We start from the raw sequence: 18,921 nt of genomic DNA, 5'->3' as shown, positions 1-18,921 counted from the left end.
TGTGGGAGATTCTATGGTGCATGGCTAGCCCTTAGATGCCTTTTGGTAAGTATTCGCTCTGGTTCTTCAACAGGGCGAATACCACTCGGGCAAGCTTGCGGGCCAGTGCCACTAATGCTTCGGTTGTGCTTAGCCCTCGAGCCCGCAAAGCCCCATAAAAACCCTTCCACGCCGCTGTGCGGCTCGCCGACATCGCGGCGTTGTGCATCAATCGGCGCGCCTCCGGGTCACCTCGCTTAGACAGGCAGCGGCGTCCCTTCTTTTTTCCCGAGTCCGATATGCGCAGGTCCAGCCCTAGAAAAGCGATGAAGGCATCGGCATTTCTGAAATCTCCACGCTGAAACGACGTAAGTAAACGCGCACCGCTCAACAGCCCGATTCCTTCGACTTTCATGCAGCGCTTGAGCTGACTGCCCAGACCGGCTGCATCCAATTGCGTCTGGATTGTTTTCTCAAGCAAGATTTCCAGTCGCTGCATGGCCTTTATCTGGTTCTCAAAGGCCGTTTTGAGCAACGGTTCGTTCGACCAACTTTGCTTGAGGCTGACACGCGCCTGAACCAAGGCTGCCCGGCGCCGGAAAAGGCTTATAAGCCGGCAATACAGGGGCGATGGCGGGGTCCACGGGTGCAACTGGTGGCCTTCGTTGTTCAAGTAGCGAGCCAACAACCGAGCATCCAGCGCATCGGTTTTGGCGCGAACTTTCACACCTTTGCGGTAATGGCTGAGTTCGTAGCCGCCGATCATGTAGATCACACAGCCCTGCGCATAAGCCAGGTCGGCGAAGTCCTGGTGATAGATATTGGTGGCCTCGATGGCGACATCCACTGGCGCAGGCAATTCCTTGAGCCACTTCTTGATCGCAGCTTTGGTGTTGGGGATCGCTTGCAGTCGATCTGTTTCTGCGTGATAAATCACCAACTCATCTTTGGCGACATCAACCCCCACGATCGGCTTTGCGACAGAAACCGGCATTGCCATTGAAAATCCTCCGCGCTAAGGTTTGAACACTTGAAGGGTTCACCCAGAGGCGCAGGCTTGTTCCTATCGTCGGTCTAGGCCAGATGCATTCTTTATCGGCGCTTGGGTGAAAGGAGGAGGGGTGAAATCTCCCACGGTCTGTACTGCGCGAACAGTCAGAATCGAGCCTTGTCCCTCCTCCTCCCTTCAAGTCCTACCATACAAGCGAGCTTGCTCGCGATAGCGGCAGCCAGTCGACGTCTGCCTCGACTGACACACCGTCATCGCGAGCAAGCTCGCTCCCACAAGGTTTAGTGGCCGCTTTGCGGTCCTGGGCCGGCATACAACTTGCTCCGTCTCCCGTCTCCCCAGGCTGGAAACGGACCATGTTGCATTCCCACCTCACCACCCTCAATGCCGTCTCCCTGGTACTCGATGCCTTCAAGCACGATGGCCTGCCCAGTGATGCATTGCTGGCCGGCAGCGGCATCAGCACGGCGGACTTGAGCCGGGCCGACACGCGCATCACCACCAACCAAGAGATGCAGGTCTGTGCCAACGCCGTGGCCCTCAAGCGCGACATTGGCTTGGAATTGGGGCGTAACATGCACGTTTCTTCCTACGGCATGCTGGGATACGCCCTGCTCACGAGTGCCACCTTAGGTGACGCTTTGCGCCTGGCGTTGCGCTACCCGGCGCTGTTGGGAACACTCTTCGAGCTGGCCTTGGAGGACGACGGCGAGCACATCTGGCTCAGCGCCGGCGACTACCGGGAGAACCCGGCCCTGGCGGTGTTCAACGCCGAGTTCTGCATGGTGTCGCTGAAGGTGATCTGCAACGACCTGCTCGGTCACCCGCTGCCCTTGCGCGCGGCGCGCTTCGAACACTCGGCGCCGGACTACCAGGCGCGCTACGCCTACCTGTTCGACTGCCCGGTGCGCTTCGACAGCTTCGACAACGCCTTCGCCTTCGATCGCCACTGGCTGGAACAACCCTTGCCGCTGGCCGACCCCATCACCCATCAAGCCATGGCCGAACGTTGCCGGCGGCAAAACACGGAATTCACCGGCCGCCAAGCCTGGCTGGGACGAATCCGCCAACTGCTCGGCGCGCAACTGGACGCCGCCCCGGGCCTGGAAGGCCTGGCCGAGCAAATGAACTGCTCGGCGCGCACCCTGCGTCGGCACCTCAAGGACCTGGGTTGCAGCTATCAAGAACTGCTCGATGAACTGCGCTTCGAGCGGGCCAAGCAGATGCTCTGCGAGGATCAGCTGCCGATCTACCGGATCGCCGAACTGCTTGGCTTCAGTGAAACAGCGAGCTTTCGCCATGCCTTCGTGCGCTGGAGCGGCGTGGCGCCGAGTCGGTTCAGGGCGTGAAAGTTGGCTTCAACACGATCCCCGTGGCGAGGGAGCTTGCTCCCGCTCGGCGGCGTAGCCGTCGCAAACCGGCTGACGCGGATTATCTATAGAAACGCGTTGGATCGGTTGGGGCGGCTTCGCCCCCCAGCGGGAGCAAGCTCCCTCGCCACGGGTTGTGAAACTGCGAACCCGTCCACGCCCCGAATCGGCTCACACCCGCGCCAACAAGGGGCGATTTACGGTCAAACCTTTTGGCCATTTCGATCCCCTTTTGGCCTCTCCTGCCGTTCTCCGAAACGCTTCGCGCCGCAAGACTGTGTTCCAACGAATCAGCCCTGCGGAGAACAAGAATGCTGACGATCTACTCAGACGATCACCACCTGCACCACGGACGCTGCGAATTGATGGATGGGCAGTTGATGCCCTGTTTCGAAATGCCGTCCCGGGCCGACCATGTGTTGGAGCGGGTCAAGGCTCGGGCGTTGGGGCCGGTGGAGGCGCCGAAGGACTTCGGCCTCGCGCCGATCCAGCGTGTCCACAGCCCGGCGTACCTGGAATTTTTCAAGGGCGCCTGGGAGCGTTGGACCGAGTTCAATCGCGACGGTGACCTGCTGCCCTACACCTGGCCGGCCCGCACCTTGCGCTCGGTGATCCCGACCAGCCTGCACGGCCAGCTCGGCTATTACAGCTTTGATGGAGGAGCGCCGATTACCGCCGGTACCTGGCAAGCGGCGTACAGCGCAGCCCAGGTCGCCCTCACCGCCCAGGCCCACATCCAGCGTGGCGCCCGTAGCGCCTTCGCGTTGTGCCGCCCACCGGGACACCACGCTGCAAGCGACTTGATGGGTGGTTATTGCTACCTCAACAATGCCGCCATCGCAGCACAGGCCTTTCTTGACCAGGGGCACAAAAAGGTTGCGATCCTCGACGTGGACTACCACCACGGCAACGGCACCCAATCGATTTTCTACGAGCGCAGCGACGTGCTGTTCGCGTCGATCCACGGCCACCCGGAGGCCGAGTTCCCATTCTTTCTGGGCTACGAAGATGAGCGCGGCGAAGGTGCCGGCGCGGGCTTTAACTTCAACTACCCTTTGCCGGCGGGCTCGGGTTGGGAAACCTGGAGCGCCGCGCTGGAACAAGCCTGCGGCGAAGTCCATCGCTACGACGCCGACGTCATCGTCGTGTCCCTGGGCGTGGACACGTTCAAGGACGACCCCATCTCGCAATTCAAGCTCGACAGCCCGGACTACCTGGCGATGGGCAAACGCATCGCGGCGCTCGGCAAGCCGACCTTGTTCGTGATGGAAGGCGGCTACGCAGTGGCAGAAATCGGCATCAACGCCGTGAACGTCCTTGAAGGTTTCCAAAGCGCCCAATGAGGAACAACAGCATGAACAGACTCAAGCGTTTGATGGCCCCGGCCCTGTGCGCCGCGCTGCTGTGTGGCGCCGCTCAGGCCGAGGAGCGCACGTTGCGCGTCTACAACTGGTTCGACTACATCACGCCCAAGGCCTTGGGTGACTTCAAGGCGCAGAACAGCCAGGTCAAGCTGATCTACGACATCTTCGACACCAACGAAGCCCTGGAGGCCAAGCTGCTGACGGGCAACGCTGGCTACGACGTGGTGGTGCCGTCCAACGTGTTTCTGGCCAAGCAGATCGAAGCCGGGGTGTTCCAGCCCTTGGATCGCAGCAAGCTGCCGAATTGGAACCACCTCGATCCCAAGCTGATGAAGCTGATCGAGGCCAACGACCCAGGCAACAAATTCGCCGTGCCTTACATGTACGGCACCATCCTGATCGGCTTCAACCCGGACAAGGTCAAGGCCGCGCTGGGTGAAAACGCGCCGGTGGATAGCTGGGACCTGATCTTCAAGGAAGAAAACATCAGCAAGCTCAAGCAGTGCGGCGTGGCCTTGCTCGATTCGCCCTCGGAAATCCTGCCCCTGGCCTTGCAGCACCTGGGCCTGGACCCCAACAGCAATAAGCCGGCGGACTACGCCAAGGCCCAAGCGCTGCTGTTGAAGATTCGGCCCTACATCACCTATTTCCACTCCTCCAAATACATGGCGGATATCGCCAACGGCGATATCTGCGTGGCCGTCGGTTATTCCGGCAGCTTCTCCCAGGCGGCCAACCGCGCCAAGGAAGCCAAGAACGGCGTGACGGTGGACATGCGCCTGCCCAAGGAGGGCGCGCCGATCTGGTTCGACATGCTCGCCATTCCTAAAGGGGCGAAAAACCCGGACGACGCCTACACCTTCATCAATTACTTGTTGCAACCGCAGGTGATCGCGCCGATCAGTGATTTTGTCGGTTATCCGAACCCGAACAAAGACGCTACCGAAAGCGTCGACCCAGCGATCCGCGGCAACTCCAACCTGTACCCGACCGAAGCGGCCATGGCGACGCTGTATACGCTTCAACCGTTGCCGAGGGATGCCGAGCGCGCACGCACGCGAGCCTGGACGCGAATCAAATCCGGCCAGTAACCACGTCGTATCGGCGCCAAGGTCATACGTCGGCCTATACATAGTTACCACCTGCCCCAGTCCGTGCCTCCCTAGCATGAAAAACCCGAAGCGTTCGGCTTCGGGTTTTCATGTTCAAGGAGGGACACGCAAATGACACTCGACTCGACTGACACAGGCCCTACGTCCGAAGCAAGCATCAAGGCAGCATTGCTCAACCAATTGCTTGCAGGCCCCACCTACCCGGAAGTGGCCGCCGGACTCCTGCAAGGTGCGCTCAAGGACCTTTATCCGTCCTTGGACCTGGACCCCTACACAACCGTCCTCGCCGAACCGGCCTGGGACATCGTCGGCGGCGAAATCGTAGCGTTGCCAACCCGTTATGAGTCACTGAGCAACTTACTGGCCGATCAGATCGACCAGGAACATCCGACCTTGTTGATTGAGGGTTTGCACTTCCTGACCCGGCTGCCGATTACCGAACCCGAAGTGCATTTGCCGGTGCGCATCGAGCAGATCGGAAGGTTGATCAATGAGCTGGCGCCCGCGATGTTGAAGGCCAATCAGGAACAACAACTGGCTTACTGGAACATGCCATTCGGTCATTACGGTGCCCGCTGGCATGAGCTGTCCAATACATTGCGCAAATTCTGGGACGTGCGGCAACTCAAGGGCTGGACGGCGGACGAATGTGCCATGGCCAGGCAACTTTACCTGTACCCCGACCCGCAAGACCGAAAGGATAAATTCCAAAGCCACGCGTACCTGGTCGACGTCGATGCAGTCGCTGGCACTCAGGTCACTCGCTTGAACGAGAACTCGCTGGTCGTCCTGATCGGTCAGATCGATGACAAGGAGGTCATCCTTACGCACTCGTTGTACAGCGGTTATGAGAAGTTCGAGACACGTGACGCATTGGGCCAGTCCCTTACCGATCATCTATCGCTCTCTCACCCCACCACCGCGATACGCTGGCGGCTCTATGAACCGCGCGCAAACATTTTCGACAGCAAGGCCTGTGGACTTATTGGTGTGCAGGTCAGGGTGCTCGGAAACCCTCGTGCGGAGTCGGACGCTGTCGCTGCTGAGCCCGAAATACCCATCAGTGGAATCGCGGTCGGACCAGGCGAGGCGTGGTTCAAGCAGCAGATACCCGATTGGTTACGCAACGCACCAGTAGCCGACCAGACGTTGTTCGCTCAATACATGAAAAACCTGTCGGCGCTGGGCAGTTCCCACGCCGGCGAAACCTACCTGGACGATATCCCTTCGATCAAGGACTACGCGTCAAATGCCTTGAAAACCCAGATGCAATCCGACCACAGCGATGTTTCGACTCTGAAACCGGAAACAATCGTCATCGAGATAACAAGCCCGGTGGTCTGGGGGACCTTTGTCGTTCCGTTCAAATTCGACACAACCGAGTTCAACTTAATCGATCTCGCCTTGCAAAACCTGATTGCGCTTCCACAGGGCAACAAAACCGTGAAGTCCGTGGACGGGACCGAGCTCCCCGAATGGGTGACGGTGGACTACCTTGAGCGCCTTATTACCCAGGTCGATATCGGTCGCGTCTATCCAGAGCTGATCAAACGCAAACTACTCGACGATCCAACGCAATCGTCCCGTCGAGAGCGCCTGTTCAGTTCACAGCTACGCATACAACTGCCCCTGCTTGCGCTGGAAAGTAAATTGAAGGGGTTGGGCGATATCGATGATCGCGGCTGTCGTTACGTCGCGGCGCTGATGGAGCCGCTGGAAGCCGACCGCAAGGTTGACGGGCAAACCATTGTCCTGCGCAAGCTGGCGTTCGTGCCAGAGTGGCAGCTCGGTATTTCCGAGGACATCGTGGCCAATATGTTTGTGATCGGCCCGCAGACACCCAGCGCCGGCCCCTGTCTGCTCTACCGCCCTCTACTCGAACCGCAGCTGTGCCAGTTCCCCTCGTTCAGCAATTTGCTCTATGCCATCAAGCAGTCAGCCACGTTGCGCCAATCGGTACTGGCGTGGCTGCCCGATGGGGTGCGGGACACTTACAGCCGACTGGTTTTCCCGGGCGCTCTGCCTTCGCCCTGGGCCGTTTTGGAGTTCGTGGCGACCCCCATCACATCATTAGCCAACGCGGGGCCCATCACCTTAAGCGACGAATCCTTGGGAGCCGATTTCATGCCGCTGTTGTTCAAGGCCAACGCCAACGCCCTGGTGACACTCGCCGATAAACAATCGGTTTCCAACAGCGAGAGCCGTTGGGAGTCGTTCAAACAGGCGGGGTGGTTGATTTTCAATCTGGCGTTGCCCTATCTCGGCACCACGGCGAACACCGCGACCTGGCTCTGGCAGATACTGGAGGACTTGGAACGGTTAGCGCAGGACGACGGAGAGCGCAAGGACCAGACCAAGTGGGAGGCCGTCGTGGATTTGCTGTTAAACGTGGCGTTAGGCGTGGTCAATATTGCTATCGATCGCTCCAAAGCAGGCAGCCGCGAACGACCAACACAAGCGCCTGAAGTAGCCCCGAAACAAAATGTGCCAGCACCACTTTCCAAACCAAGCATCGAGACACTTTCGCCACTCGTGCAAAAAGAACTGTCACAAGAGCACTACGAGTTCATCCATACCAGTGGCGCCTTGATGGGTAAATCCGGCAGTCACGCCGGGCTTCTCGCTAGCTTCAGCATCGATGCGCCCGATAACCTCGGGCAACCCGAGAGCGAAGGCGTGTTCAAAGGCCTCTACCCGAAAAATGGGAAGTGGTACGCAAAGCTGGCGAGCCAGTGTTTTGAAGTCAGCGTCGAGGGTGAGCAGGTCAGCATCATCAAGGACACACGCTCCGGCCCCCCCTTGCTCCGGGACGAGCGTGACCAGTGGAGAATCGATAGTCGCTTGCGATTAAAGGGCAGCGGATCGAAAGGCGTCAGGCAGAAAGTCGTCGTCGCGGCACAACGCCGCAACATCGAATTGCTTGCCGAACTCAATAAATTTGAAGAAAGCAGAACGTATAACGAATGGGCGCTGAATATCGGTGCTCAAAACATGGAGCGGGCATCGGCCGATTCCCGGGAACTTTTCGGTGAGGTTTATAGTTTGGCCCTGCAAACGCAGCGGCAAAACTATGAAAAAGCGCTGAACGCGTTGATTGAATGGCCAGTCTTCCAGGCCAGGCCGGACGCTCCCCGCGTGAGCATTGGCTACTTGAACGCGCAAATAAATTTCACTTTCGCGGACATGGACATATTGCAGGAACGATTTCTGCCTGCCATGGAACAAGCGAGGGAGATGAACACCCCTCGCTTCCAAATACGCGAACAACGACAGGTCGATGCCGCCAACAGCATGATTCAGCTCGGTGACAACATGATCGAGCGCCTGGATTATATGGAAACACGCTTTTCCAGGCTCAAGAAACTGGGACTCGGAGGCTTTGAGTTTGTGCGCGACTACCGTAGAAAAATGCCTTCCTACACAAGCGACGATCTACGGCTTCTTCAGCTGGGAATGTATCGCCACCTCTGCATGACCCTCGACAGCATTGAAACAATGCCCGAAGGTTGGCTGGAAGTTGACCGACTGGTCGACAATGCGATGGTGGCCTTCCAAACCTTGCGCGAGGCGCTCGATGAAACAACCAAGATTCGGCTGGACGAACAAATCGATGCACTCGGCAGCCTGACGGAACAGTTCACGGCCATCGAAGAGCACCTGGACTACATGGTGAGCGAATACCAGGACAGTGCTAACACTCAACAACTCAACCGTCTGCGTGATCGAATGACGGTTGCCAAGAAACGCGCGTTGCGTCATTTGGCCAAGGCCCTCGACGAGCGAAGCTATAAACGACAATCGCTGACCCTGTATGAGGAACGCCCGCGCTCCAGGAGAAAATTCATCAGAGGCCGCTTCTGGGGAGTCGTCAGCGGCGTGGCGCGCGTGTCCAGCTCGTACGAAGAAACAGATTGGGTCGAGGTGAGGAATCCGTTATCCGGTGAAATGATTGCTTTATTCCACCGTAAGGAAACCGGTGAATGGGTGCCCCATATTGAGTCCAACGAGTCCCCGGCGGTCCCCGCCCTGAAAACCAGCGTCAAGAAAGGCAAAGCCCTGATCAAAGGACTCTCTGCCTTCAAAACACACGTCCAAAATGACTTGCAGCAGCCAGACCGTACACCGTCCGGTATTTCATTAATCATGGGTGCCCATGCGAGCCGGTTCGATACAATCGCCATTGCAATCGAAAAAGCGCTCGACCGGGCCAGGAACGAAACGGTCGAACTTGCGCAAGAAGAACGGAGTTCGGCCGAATCCTTGCAATTACAACTCAAGAGCGAAGCGACGGCGCTACGCGCCGAGGAATACGACACCGTACTGGGGCTCATCAAACAAAGCCCGCCCAACATGAGCGGCGTCACTTGGCTAAACGAACGAAACCTCATCCACGTCACTAAACGAATCAACCGAAAGCGCATCAAGCCCCCGGAGGGAAAGAGATACCTTGACCGGTACGAAATACAGGACAAGCAAAGCGGCAAGCCGCTATGGTTCGCGGACTTTCACTACTCCACCTTTTGGGGGAGCGACCGTAAGTTTCTTTCGGCACATCTGAAAACCCCGGAACAGGTCAAGTCAGGTATGGCAGACATCTCCTTGGATGGATTGAATCAACGTCAATTGATTGATCGTTACCGCAGCGAAATTGCCGTGGATCAGGCCATACAGGTGTTCTTTCCAAAGAAACGGCCATGAAGCCGAGCCTGGCCTGCGATTGATGTCCAGGCCGCGGGCCGTCAGACATCCCAGGCCTTAGCCAGGCTCGCCAGCGCCGTGCCGATCGCCGCGGGCGGGACTGCCGCGAACCCCAGCACCAGCCCGGCGCGGACCTGCGCAGGCGTGGTAGGCAACCAATAGCCGCTCAGGCCATTGATCTCCACGCCGACGCTGGCCGCCTTGGCAATCAGCTCCCGTTCACGCTCGATGCTGTCCACGGGCACCGTGACATGCAGCCCGGCGACGACCGTGGGCATGGCGCCAACACCGGCGACAGCCTTGGGCCAACCCGCCAACAACGCATCCCGCCGAGCCAGGGCCGCCCGACGCATGCGCCTGATGTGTCGCTGGAAATGCCCGGCGGCCATGAACTCGGCCATCACGGCCTGGGTGCTGACTTCGGAGTGGCGCACATCCACGGCGCGTCGTCGGGCGAAGGCGTCGACCAGGCCCGGCGGCAGCACCAGATAACCCAGGCGCAGGGCCGGGAACGCCACCTTGCCGAAGGTGCCGACGTAAAGTACCCGACCCTGGCGATCCAGCGCGGCCAACGGCGCCAGCGGCGCGCCGCTGTAGCGGTATTCGCCGTCGTAGTCGTCCTCGACGATCCAGCCGTCGTTGCGTTCGGCCCAACCCAGCAGCTCCAGCCGTCGCGCAAGGCTCATGACCACCCCGGTCGGGTATTGATGGGAGGGCGTGACATAGGTCAGCCGACAATGGCTCAACGCCGCGAGCGCCGCGCAATCCAAGCCATCGCTGTCCACCGGCACGCCTCGGACGTCGGCTCCAGCCACCGCAAACGCATGCCCCGCAGCGCGATAACCTGGGTTTTCCACCGCCACCACGTCACCGGGATCTACCAATAGCTGTGCACAAAGGCTGATGCCCTGCTGCGCGCCGCTGGTGATCACAATTTGTTCAGCCGTGCACTGCAGGCCCCTCGAACTGCGCAGGTAAGCCGCAATCAGGCCACGCAAGCGTTCGTCTCCTTGAGAATCGCCGTAGCACAGCTGTTGAAGATCCGGCTTGCGCCAGAAAGCCCCGTTCAGCTTGGCCCAGACATCAAAAGGGAACAGGTCGAAGGCCGGCACACCCACCCGGAATGCACGCGGTGGTCCCGCCGGCGGCTGGGCCAGATGATGCTTTTCGACACGTAGCAGCGCGTCGCTGTGGATAACTTTACTGGATGGGCCCACAGGTAAATCGAGCCATTCTGTGGATAAACCTGTGGGTAAGCCTGTTGAAAAGCCTGTGGATGCTTTTGTGGATAATTTCTTCAGCGGCAACGCCACTGCGGACAGATTCGCCACATAGGTTCCGTCACCGACGCGTCCTTCGATAAAACCTTCGGCATAGAGCTGGTCGTACGCACGCACCACGCTGTTGCGGGAAATGGACAAGGCCGCCGCCAGGTCGCGGCTAGCTGGCAGACGCGTGCCGCTTGCCAGGCGACCATCGAGGACGCGGGCCCGCAATGCCTGATAAAGCTGCCGGCTGAGCCCGTGGCGGCGATCCAGTTCGATTCCAGCGGGGTTGAACGACAGCGGCGGCACGGGGTTGTTCATCACACAGCCTCAGGAATGGACCTATCAAACTGGCCTGGAGTGGCTCTTACAACAGACCAATAGCCTGCCTAGGATGCTGGCATTCGCCAAGGAAAAACTTTCATGTACAACCCAAAAGCCTTCGCCGTCCAAGACATACCCCAGTTACATCAAATGATGAACGAGTGCCGCTTGGCCGTACTGGTCACCCAGGGTGAACACGGCCTACAGGCCAGCCACTTGCCGCTGCTGCTGGATACGCGACAGGGTCCCCACGGAAGCCTGCGCGGGCACATGGCCCGGGCCAATCCGCAATGGCGCGACCTGGAGGCCGGGGCCGAGGCCCTGGTGATATTTCCCGGCGCCGATGCCTACGTCAGCCCGGGCCTGTACCCCAGCAAGGCCGAACACGGCAAAGTGGTGCCGACCTGGAACTACCTGGCCGTACACGCCTATGGCACAGCCGAAGTTTTCAGCGACGCCCATCGCCTGCGCGAAGTAGTCGGCGCCCTCACCGAACGTCACGAAACCGGCCGCGCCCAACCCTGGAAACTCGATGATGCACCGGCCGAGTACGTCGAAGCGATGCTCAAGGCCATCGTTGGTTTTTCGCTGCCTATCCAGCGCCTGGAAGGCAAACGCAAGCTCAGCCAAAACCGCAGCCCCGAAGATATCGCCGGAGTGCGCAACGGTCTCGCCACGAGCACCGATCCGCAAGATCAGGCGCTCTCACGCCTGATGCCTGATGCATCCACCAAGGAGTGAACATGAGCCACACCGAGATCCGCCTCGTCACTGCTGAAGACCACGCTGCCTGGCTGCCGCTATGGCAGGCTTACCTACGGTTCTACAACACCGAACTGCCGGAAGCGGTGACCCACAGCACCTGGCAGCGCCTGCTCGACGATCGCGAACCAACCCACGGCGCCCTCGCCTGGCACGGCGATACGGCGGTGGGCCTGGTGCATTTCATTTACCACCGCTCGAACTGGAGCATAGAGAACTCCTGCTACTTGCAGGACTTGCTGGTGACCGAGCAAAGTCGGGGCACCGGTGTTGGTCGGCAATTGATCGAATTCGTCTATGCCACGGCCAAGGCCGACGGTTGTGCCAAGGTCCACTGGCTGACCCACGAGACCAACACGACCGCGATCCAACTCTACGAACGCATCGCCGAACGCCCAGGCTTCATTCAATTTCGCAAAGCCTTGTAAGGAGCACTGCATGTCGACCCCGCTTACCGATTGGAAAGGTGTCTCGGCGCCATCTACGCGCTTGCTCGAAGGGCGATTCATCCGCCTGGAAAAACTCGACCCGGCGCGTCATGCCGAGGGTCTTTGGCAAGCCCTCGAAGGCCCCGGGGCCGATCCGAAACTCTGGGACTACTTGCCCTACGGTCCCTTCAAGGTTCGTGGCGACTTCGACGCCTGGCTGGACAACCATGCAGCCAACACCGACCCGTATTTTTTCAGCGTGATCGACCGTGCCAGCGGCGAGGTGCAAGGGATCCTCAGCCTGATGTCCATCGTGCCGGCCCACGGCCGCATCGAGATCGGCCACGTCACTTTTGGCGCGCCGATGCAGCGATCGCCGAAAAGCACCGAGGCGGTTTATCTGCTGGCCAAGGAGTCGTTCGCCCTCGGCTACCGTCGCCTCGAATGGAAGTGCAACAACGGCAACGCCCGCTCCAAATATGCCGCCGAGCGGCTGGGCTTCACGTTTGAGGGGGTGTTCCGCCAGCACATGGTCGTCAAGGGCCAGAATCGCGACACGGCGTGGTATTCGATGCTCGATTCGGAGTGGCCGGCGATCGGAGCGGCATTTGAACGATGGCTGAGCGAAGAAAATCAACGCGAAGGCGGGCAGGTCCGAAGCTTGGCTGCTTGCCGTTGAGCAAGAGCAGATGGCTATCGCGGGTGGCCTTGCGATAGCCATCGTTGCATCACTCTTTATATATTTTGTATTGCCATGCCCAGTCCGGTATCCGGTTATAACAACCCACGTATTCGGCAAACATCAAAAGACTGTGTTCCGCTCGACTCGCAGTAAAGTCGAAGCGATATAGATGATTCAGTACCTGCGCCGAGGTCGTGGGATCGGCAAAGACTCTGTCAATCAGCTGATGCGCGCGTGCCACATCCTGCTGCAGAGCATTGATCAATGCCGATGTGAAATTCGCTTCGGAGTTCAATGGGCGAACCTGCCCAAGCGCGTCGTAAATATTCAAGTCACTGTAGTACGGGCTGATCAACTCTCTCCAAATACTCCTGGCCTCTTCGCGGGTAAAATTATTGGTCAGATTAGCCAGCAAGTTAGGGATGTCGAGCAGCATAACGATTCTGGAGTTCGACGGAACGCCATCAGATCCGCTTAGCAGCTTGGCGATACTCGCCATACCGATATCTCTGGCGCTTGCCGGCTCCAAGAAACGGATAAAAGCCGCCAGAGATCCTGAATGCATTTCGATATTTCTCAGCGTCTTGTCCGTGAACAAGTGGATCCACCGGATATCGATATTGCCGGTATCCAATAGCTCCTGAGCACGGGTGTCGGCATACCTGGCAATAAAATCCAGCTTCGCTGAACCGAGGGACGGATGACTTATCCACCTTGAAAATACAGATACGGGCAAAGCACCGCCAAGATTGGTTGCGATCACGCGAGAAACCAGAACTCGCTCAGCCCTGGCCAATAACCTGCTTCTGTTGCGAAGCGCACCTCGAAGCAAGCCGACGGTCCGTCCGACCATTTTTTTATAACGAAAGAACTCTATCAACTCATTGATCAGGCTCCCCTCGCCCCGATTTACCTTGAGGGTATTGGCGATCTCGGCCAACTGATGTGGGTGTACCAGTTCCCTGCCGTTAAGGAGCCCCCGCACATCCCCGGCAGCCGCCTCGCTGCTCGGAATATATGCTTTCGGGTTCTTCGGATAGAACTTATGCCACTCGTCGATATCGACGCCGTACTCAAGCAAGATATGAATCGAATCCCGGTTCAACTGAAAATAGCCATCCCTGGCCAGAAGATCGATCGTTCTCCCACCCACGCGGCTGACCAGCGTCATATCCAGGAGCTCCTCGACAACGCTTCTTTCGGCGGGCGTGTAGGGGGTGAAAGAGGTTGCCAGTCCATACAAAGGCCGGGCCGGAGTCAGTTGCTCGATTTGCCTCCAGAGCTCCGACGAGGAGACACCGACGGCTGTCAAGCCTGCACGCAGCGACAGATGTAGCCGAGGCGATCCAAACAATTTATATGGGTTGCGGGCGCCAGCGATCAGGCTCGTTAAAACTTCCACGGTCTCCCTGCCCAGGAGATTTTCAAGCGTGGCCTCCGTTTTCGCTAACACCTGTTTCGCCTTCGCGACCGCCTCCTCGCTCTGACCAGCCGGTTGCCGCATTGGGCGGGAGGTGTCCTGAAGCTCCAAATGGCGAAACGATTCGAGGTTTTGGCGAATGTATCCTGCCGACGCCAGGCGCAACTCTGTTGGGGTGAAAACGACCCTCCCCTCAAGTTCGTCCAACCCCTGGGTAACAGCCGAGAAGAAACAGTCACCGGTGCTTCGAATTGTGATGACACGATCTGCCTGGACCAGATCATAGTGGTTGTCGCTCGACCGTCTCACCACGACATCCGTGGCGTAATCCGGACTGCTCGACAAACGTTCAGGGCCTGCCTGGCGCGAGAGCCGCAAGGTGGAAGGGAGCCTCCCGGGCCTGACATCCATGATGACCAAGCCCCTGTTCTGCGGCCAGCCTGGAATATGGGGCACGAGTTCGGGAACGATATCCATCAGGAGAAAATCCCATTGGCCGGGCTGTTCCAGCACAGAGATCATGTCCTCGAGCGTCTGGCCACCCGTTCTCGAACTTGAGGGGCCCTGCCGCGTAGGACGTTCCCCGCCACCTCCGCGGCCGAACCCGACCGCACGCCATTCCCCATCTGGCATGCGTGCCACGGTGCTCCTCATCACACCACTGGAGCGGATACTCGACCCTGAGACTGGATCGACCAAAGTCGCCTCGGCTGCGTTCAGCTTCGTACTGTCGTGCACGCGGAGCACCATTGCCCCCGGTTGTCGCACATACACTGGGCGAGCGGTGACGACGCCTGTCGCTGCATCTCGAACGGTAACGCGGTAAAACCCACCAGCGTCCGGGGTCAGCCCTCGTATAACCGTTGCATCCTTCACCGCGTAGGGGCCGTAGATTGCTTGTTCCAATGGCAACCCAATCGGTTCTTCCTGTTGGTTTAGACGGGCCAATACCTCCCGGGAAAACGATCTTTTTCGTGAGGTGCCCATCGCACCGCCGATAGGTCGCGGCGCGATGCCGGAGCGGATCAGATATTTGACAATTTTCAGGTGAAGCGGGATTTGGCCGGTCTTGGCGACCATCAAGTACAGCTGCAACGCGGCGTAAGCGGGTGCCAGAAACGAAACCACGTCCAGGAGCGTTTCGAACGCCATCACGGTCAGGTTGAAAATGGTTTGGTGCAGGATGTTGCGGTTGCTGTTGGAACGATGATCGGCATGGGCAATTCGAAATCTCACATGCGCCCCATGGAGCGCTTCAGACAGATCGCCGCCGATCAACGAGCCACGCGCCAAGGGTCGACCGCTTCGCGTCCCGAAAATCTGCTTCAGTTCTTGAGGATTGTTGGTGGCGATGCGGGAAGCGAAATAGACCTGCCATTCCTCCCGTTGTAGAAGATCCGCGACACCGTCATTGAGATTGGCAAACTCATGCAGATCATCTCCACCGGGACTGTCCGGAAAATAGACGCCAACGGTTCCCTGTATTGTCGGCCCGTCCTGATCTGAAAAAATCAGCACACCGTCGACACTGGTCGCGTTGCCCAAGGTGCCGTGCTGTCCTCCCGCGCCTACGGTCCCGCCCAGCAGCAGACCGTAAACATGTACCTCCCTTCCCTGTACTCTTACGCGATCCTTTGCCTTCGATGATTGGATAACCGCATCCTGCCAGAGAACAACCCGTTTTTCGGTGCGTGCTGGATGGACACTGACATCCGTCGCGGTCTCTTTGAGTACATCACCTTTGAGGACGGCTTCGTAGCCCTTGAGGGACATATTGGCCAGGTAAGCATCCCACCAGGCCTCCTTGTAGTCCGGCGCATTCATCTTTTCCTTGAGGTACGTCTCGTAACGGTCACCGATATCAAGACTCGTCGCCATCCTGGCAAGCTCAGGCCCCGTTAAAAGAATCAAAAGACGGGTCAGCGGGTGACTGATCGGTTGGCCGTCCTTATCGACAAGATAGACCGGCCGGATTTCCTTCATTGCATTCGGGTACTGCGCAGGGCGCGTATTGTCGATCATCAATTGGGTCAAGCTGGTCAGTCGCGAGTCGTTCAACGTACAGGCGCGACCTTGAAACAAGGTAATCAATGTCCGGTCTGGATCGGGATCAATCTCCTTGTGCAGTTGCTCCCGGAGATAGGCGACGATTTTTTCGCGACTGAATTCCGATATTGTCTGAACGCGTCTTTTGGCAATTTCACTTTCAGCCGTCAGCGCCTGCTCTTCCAAGATGCGATAGATGCGTTTGTGTACAACCGTCGCGGCTCTGTAGGCGTCCGGGCGACTGTTTTTGAGCAAGGTTTCGCTTCGGGCAACCAGCACACCGTCGAGCGCCAGCATCGGCAGTTCCAGCGCTTTCTCAGCATCCAGAGCAAAGCGGGCCAAATCGAACTGCACAAGTTCCGGTGCTTTCAGAACGGCTTGTAACGACGCGTACTGAAGATCAAGCAGGTCTTTGGCTGCCCGCTCGAAAACATGCTCAGGAAGCGCCTGATCAATACTTTTGATTTTGCGCTCCTGCCCTTGATAGACCGGGGTTACCGAATTCACCAACTCCCGGAACTCATCGAACCGCTCTATACCCCTCTCCATGGAGTACAGGAATAAAGCCGGCTGGTCACGTTGCTTTATCACCATCGCGGCCGGCCACTTCTGCGACAAGTCGCCCTCCATTTCAAGCATGACCTTATATACATGGGGAAGATGCTCTTTCCTCATCAAACTTCCCCTGGCCGCCTCTGAAGGGTGGGTCGTGATGATGCTCAGCAGGCGATCCTCGTCATTGCGCAGGTTCCGCTCCCCATGGGTTAGCCGTGCAGTGGGATCTCGATCGGCTTTGTATAAATCCAATAAATACAGGAATCGTTGGGAAAGTCTGAGGACCAACTCATCTTGCGCGGTGGAGGGGATAACCGGGTCGAGCGCGTCTCTCAGGGTCTCCTTCGTGCGAAATGCGGCCAGGTCATCAAGAAACTGACGCCTCAGGTGGTTATTGGTTGTAGGGTTCTCGATATGGAAAGCCGACGTCATGACCGTCAGGATATGCGCATCCACCGGGTCGACGAATAGGCTGTCGGTCTCTTGCACCGTGTCCGAGCGAGTGAAAAAACCCACGCTTCCCTGGGCGTATACAGGAGACTCATCAGTGGACAAACAGTCCATCATGACTTCGCTGAAACTCAATGAAGAAACCAATGAGCGCGCCCCAAGCGAATCTGTCGTGAAGTGATTCACATAACAATTGTCCGGGTCGATCGCCTGTCGCGCTGCGCCACGGAATTTGTCCGGCTCGATTTTTTTCCTGATCGAATCGACCAGCAGATTCTTCAACGCCGTGTCGAACGTGGGCAAGCCTGCAAACAAACGATTCAGGTCAGCTTTATGGGTGGCCAGACGTTTCAGCTGTTTATGGCGAGCTTCTTCCTGAGGGGCCAGCGAGGCGCCTTGACTGACGGAGTCGGCCTCCAAAGCGAGCCCAGGCCCCCTGTAGCCCGGAGGCACGCCTGCTTGCAACTTCTGCAACAGGTTTCTTGGAAGCACAAAACCGTCGATACGAAGTGCCGAAAAATCCCGCTTCATATGGCTTCTGTGGGGATACTCGATCCAATCCTCGCATCGGTGAAAAGCCGCGTAGGCGGCAATTGGCTCGCTTTGATAGGCCTTGAGAAAACCCTGAGTGACAGCGACACGCAAGGGAACCGATGCGGTTTTATTTTCAGCAGCCGAATCGATTGCTTCAACTTCCTGGTAAGTCACACGAAGCGGTGTGGCGCCCAGCAATCCCAACTCCAGCAACCACTGATCGGCAAACTTGTGCGGCTCGAATGCATTGCCGTCAGGTAATGGATCAAGGGGTGCAAGGGTGACGGGCGGCGCCTGGCGCGGCACGCCTGGTTCATCGTTAAGCAAAAGGGTCATGGAGGGTCCGTTTGTTTGATTAAAGAACCCAGACCCTATCCTCCCGCCACCGCCGTGAAGCCATACATATATATGGGCAACCTGACCCTGCTATATACATATGTGAACGTAAGTTTCCGTAGCGTTGCGAGGCTGCTGCGCATGAGCAACTGTGACAGACATTCTCGCGAGTCAGCCATGTGATGGCGATTGGATCATTCCGTTTTTGGCGCAAGCCTCTTGGCCAGAAATTTAACGAGGGATTCGGGCGTCGCCCCCTCTTGGCATACTGCCAGGCCCATTCGGGTATTTCCCCTCGATGACTCACGTGGCGTGCGAAGCTCAAACGGCTATGCTCGGCCCGATTGCCTGAAAACCCAAAGCTCTGCAGAAATTGCTGGGCTTCCCCTTGGTTCACCGCATAAGCCCCCATAAGCAGTTGGTGGGCACGGGTTTCCTCGCTTATCAGGCTGTACACCAATGCACCTGCCAAAGCCTGCTCGGACGCTCGGTAAAGGGCTGGGTTTATCGGTTGGTTCGGGGAGCATTGGACTGTCCAAGGGTTGATTGGAAAGTCCGCAAACCTATCGTGCCGGCGAGGCAGCGCT

General features: G+C 58.2%; 10 protein-coding genes. 7 read left to right on the top strand and 3 right to left on the bottom strand.

Translation table 11 applies throughout. The features are described from left to right. Positions 1 to 31: 31 nt before the first annotated feature. Entirely contained in the window at positions 32 to 979 is a 948-nt protein-coding gene (locus tag ACLK1G_RS15085) for an IS110 family RNA-guided transposase (protein WP_420766120.1), read from the bottom strand. A 365-nt stretch (positions 980 to 1,344) separates the two neighbouring features. Between ACLK1G_RS15085 and ACLK1G_RS15080 the strand changes: the two genes are divergently transcribed. The 4 genes from ACLK1G_RS15080 to ACLK1G_RS15065 all read left to right on the top strand — a co-directional run bounded on the left by ACLK1G_RS15080 (position 1,345) and on the right by ACLK1G_RS15065 (position 9,532). Then, complete coding sequence (locus ACLK1G_RS15080; RefSeq protein WP_420766119.1) at positions 1,345 to 2,337, top strand: AraC family transcriptional regulator; 993 nt, start codon at positions 1,345 to 1,347, stop codon at positions 2,335 to 2,337. Positions 2,338 to 2,669: 332 nt separating this feature from the next. After that, positions 2,670 to 3,701: a histone deacetylase family protein gene (locus tag ACLK1G_RS15075; RefSeq protein ID WP_420766118.1), complete on the top strand. Its 1,032-nt coding sequence runs from the start codon at positions 2,670 to 2,672 to the stop codon at positions 3,699 to 3,701. An 11-nt stretch (positions 3,702 to 3,712) separates the two neighbouring features. Then, a complete protein-coding gene (locus ACLK1G_RS15070; protein ID WP_420766117.1) occupies positions 3,713 to 4,813 on the top strand; it encodes a polyamine ABC transporter substrate-binding protein in 1,101 nt (366 codons plus the stop codon). A 132-nt stretch (positions 4,814 to 4,945) separates the two neighbouring features. Next, positions 4,946 to 9,532, top strand: a complete 4,587-nt coding sequence (locus ACLK1G_RS15065; protein ID WP_420766116.1) for a dermonecrotic toxin domain-containing protein — start codon at positions 4,946 to 4,948, stop codon at positions 9,530 to 9,532. A 41-nt stretch (positions 9,533 to 9,573) separates the two neighbouring features. On the opposite strand, the gene pdxR is transcribed toward ACLK1G_RS15065, so the two are convergent. Next, the gene (gene pdxR, locus ACLK1G_RS15060; protein ID WP_420766115.1) at positions 9,574 to 11,118 is read right to left on the bottom strand and encodes a MocR-like pyridoxine biosynthesis transcription factor PdxR; all 1,545 of its coding nucleotides are present in this window, start codon (positions 11,116 to 11,118) and stop codon (positions 9,574 to 9,576) included. Between the two features lie 102 nt (positions 11,119 to 11,220). Here pdxR and ACLK1G_RS15055 point away from each other — a divergent pair, with 102 nt between their 5' ends. From ACLK1G_RS15055 to ACLK1G_RS15045, 3 genes are read left to right on the top strand one after another with little or no spacing between them, the layout of a single operon-like run. Further along, complete coding sequence (locus ACLK1G_RS15055) at positions 11,221 to 11,862, top strand: FMN-binding negative transcriptional regulator (protein WP_420766114.1); 642 nt, start codon at positions 11,221 to 11,223, stop codon at positions 11,860 to 11,862. A gap of 2 nt (positions 11,863 to 11,864) precedes the next feature. Continuing rightward, positions 11,865 to 12,311 (top strand): GNAT family N-acetyltransferase, encoded by a 447-nt coding sequence (locus ACLK1G_RS15050; protein ID WP_420766113.1) that lies wholly within the window; start codon positions 11,865 to 11,867, stop codon positions 12,309 to 12,311. 10 nt (positions 12,312 to 12,321) lie between these two features. Then, positions 12,322 to 12,990, top strand: a complete 669-nt coding sequence (locus ACLK1G_RS15045; protein ID WP_420766112.1) for a GNAT family N-acetyltransferase — start codon at positions 12,322 to 12,324, stop codon at positions 12,988 to 12,990. 49 nt (positions 12,991 to 13,039) lie between these two features. Here ACLK1G_RS15045 and ACLK1G_RS15040 read toward each other — a convergent pair whose 3' ends face one another. Then, complete coding sequence (locus ACLK1G_RS15040) at positions 13,040 to 18,334, bottom strand: dermonecrotic toxin domain-containing protein (RefSeq protein WP_420766111.1); 5,295 nt, start codon at positions 18,332 to 18,334, stop codon at positions 13,040 to 13,042. Positions 18,335 to 18,921: the final 587 nt, after the last annotated feature.

The sequence above is a fragment of the Pseudomonas algeriensis genome, assembly GCF_048847255.1.
GTDB lineage: Bacteria > Pseudomonadota > Gammaproteobacteria > Pseudomonadales > Pseudomonadaceae > Aquipseudomonas.
The sequence above is the reverse complement of the archived record's forward strand: the minus strand, read 5'-3'. Positions and strand labels throughout refer to the sequence as shown.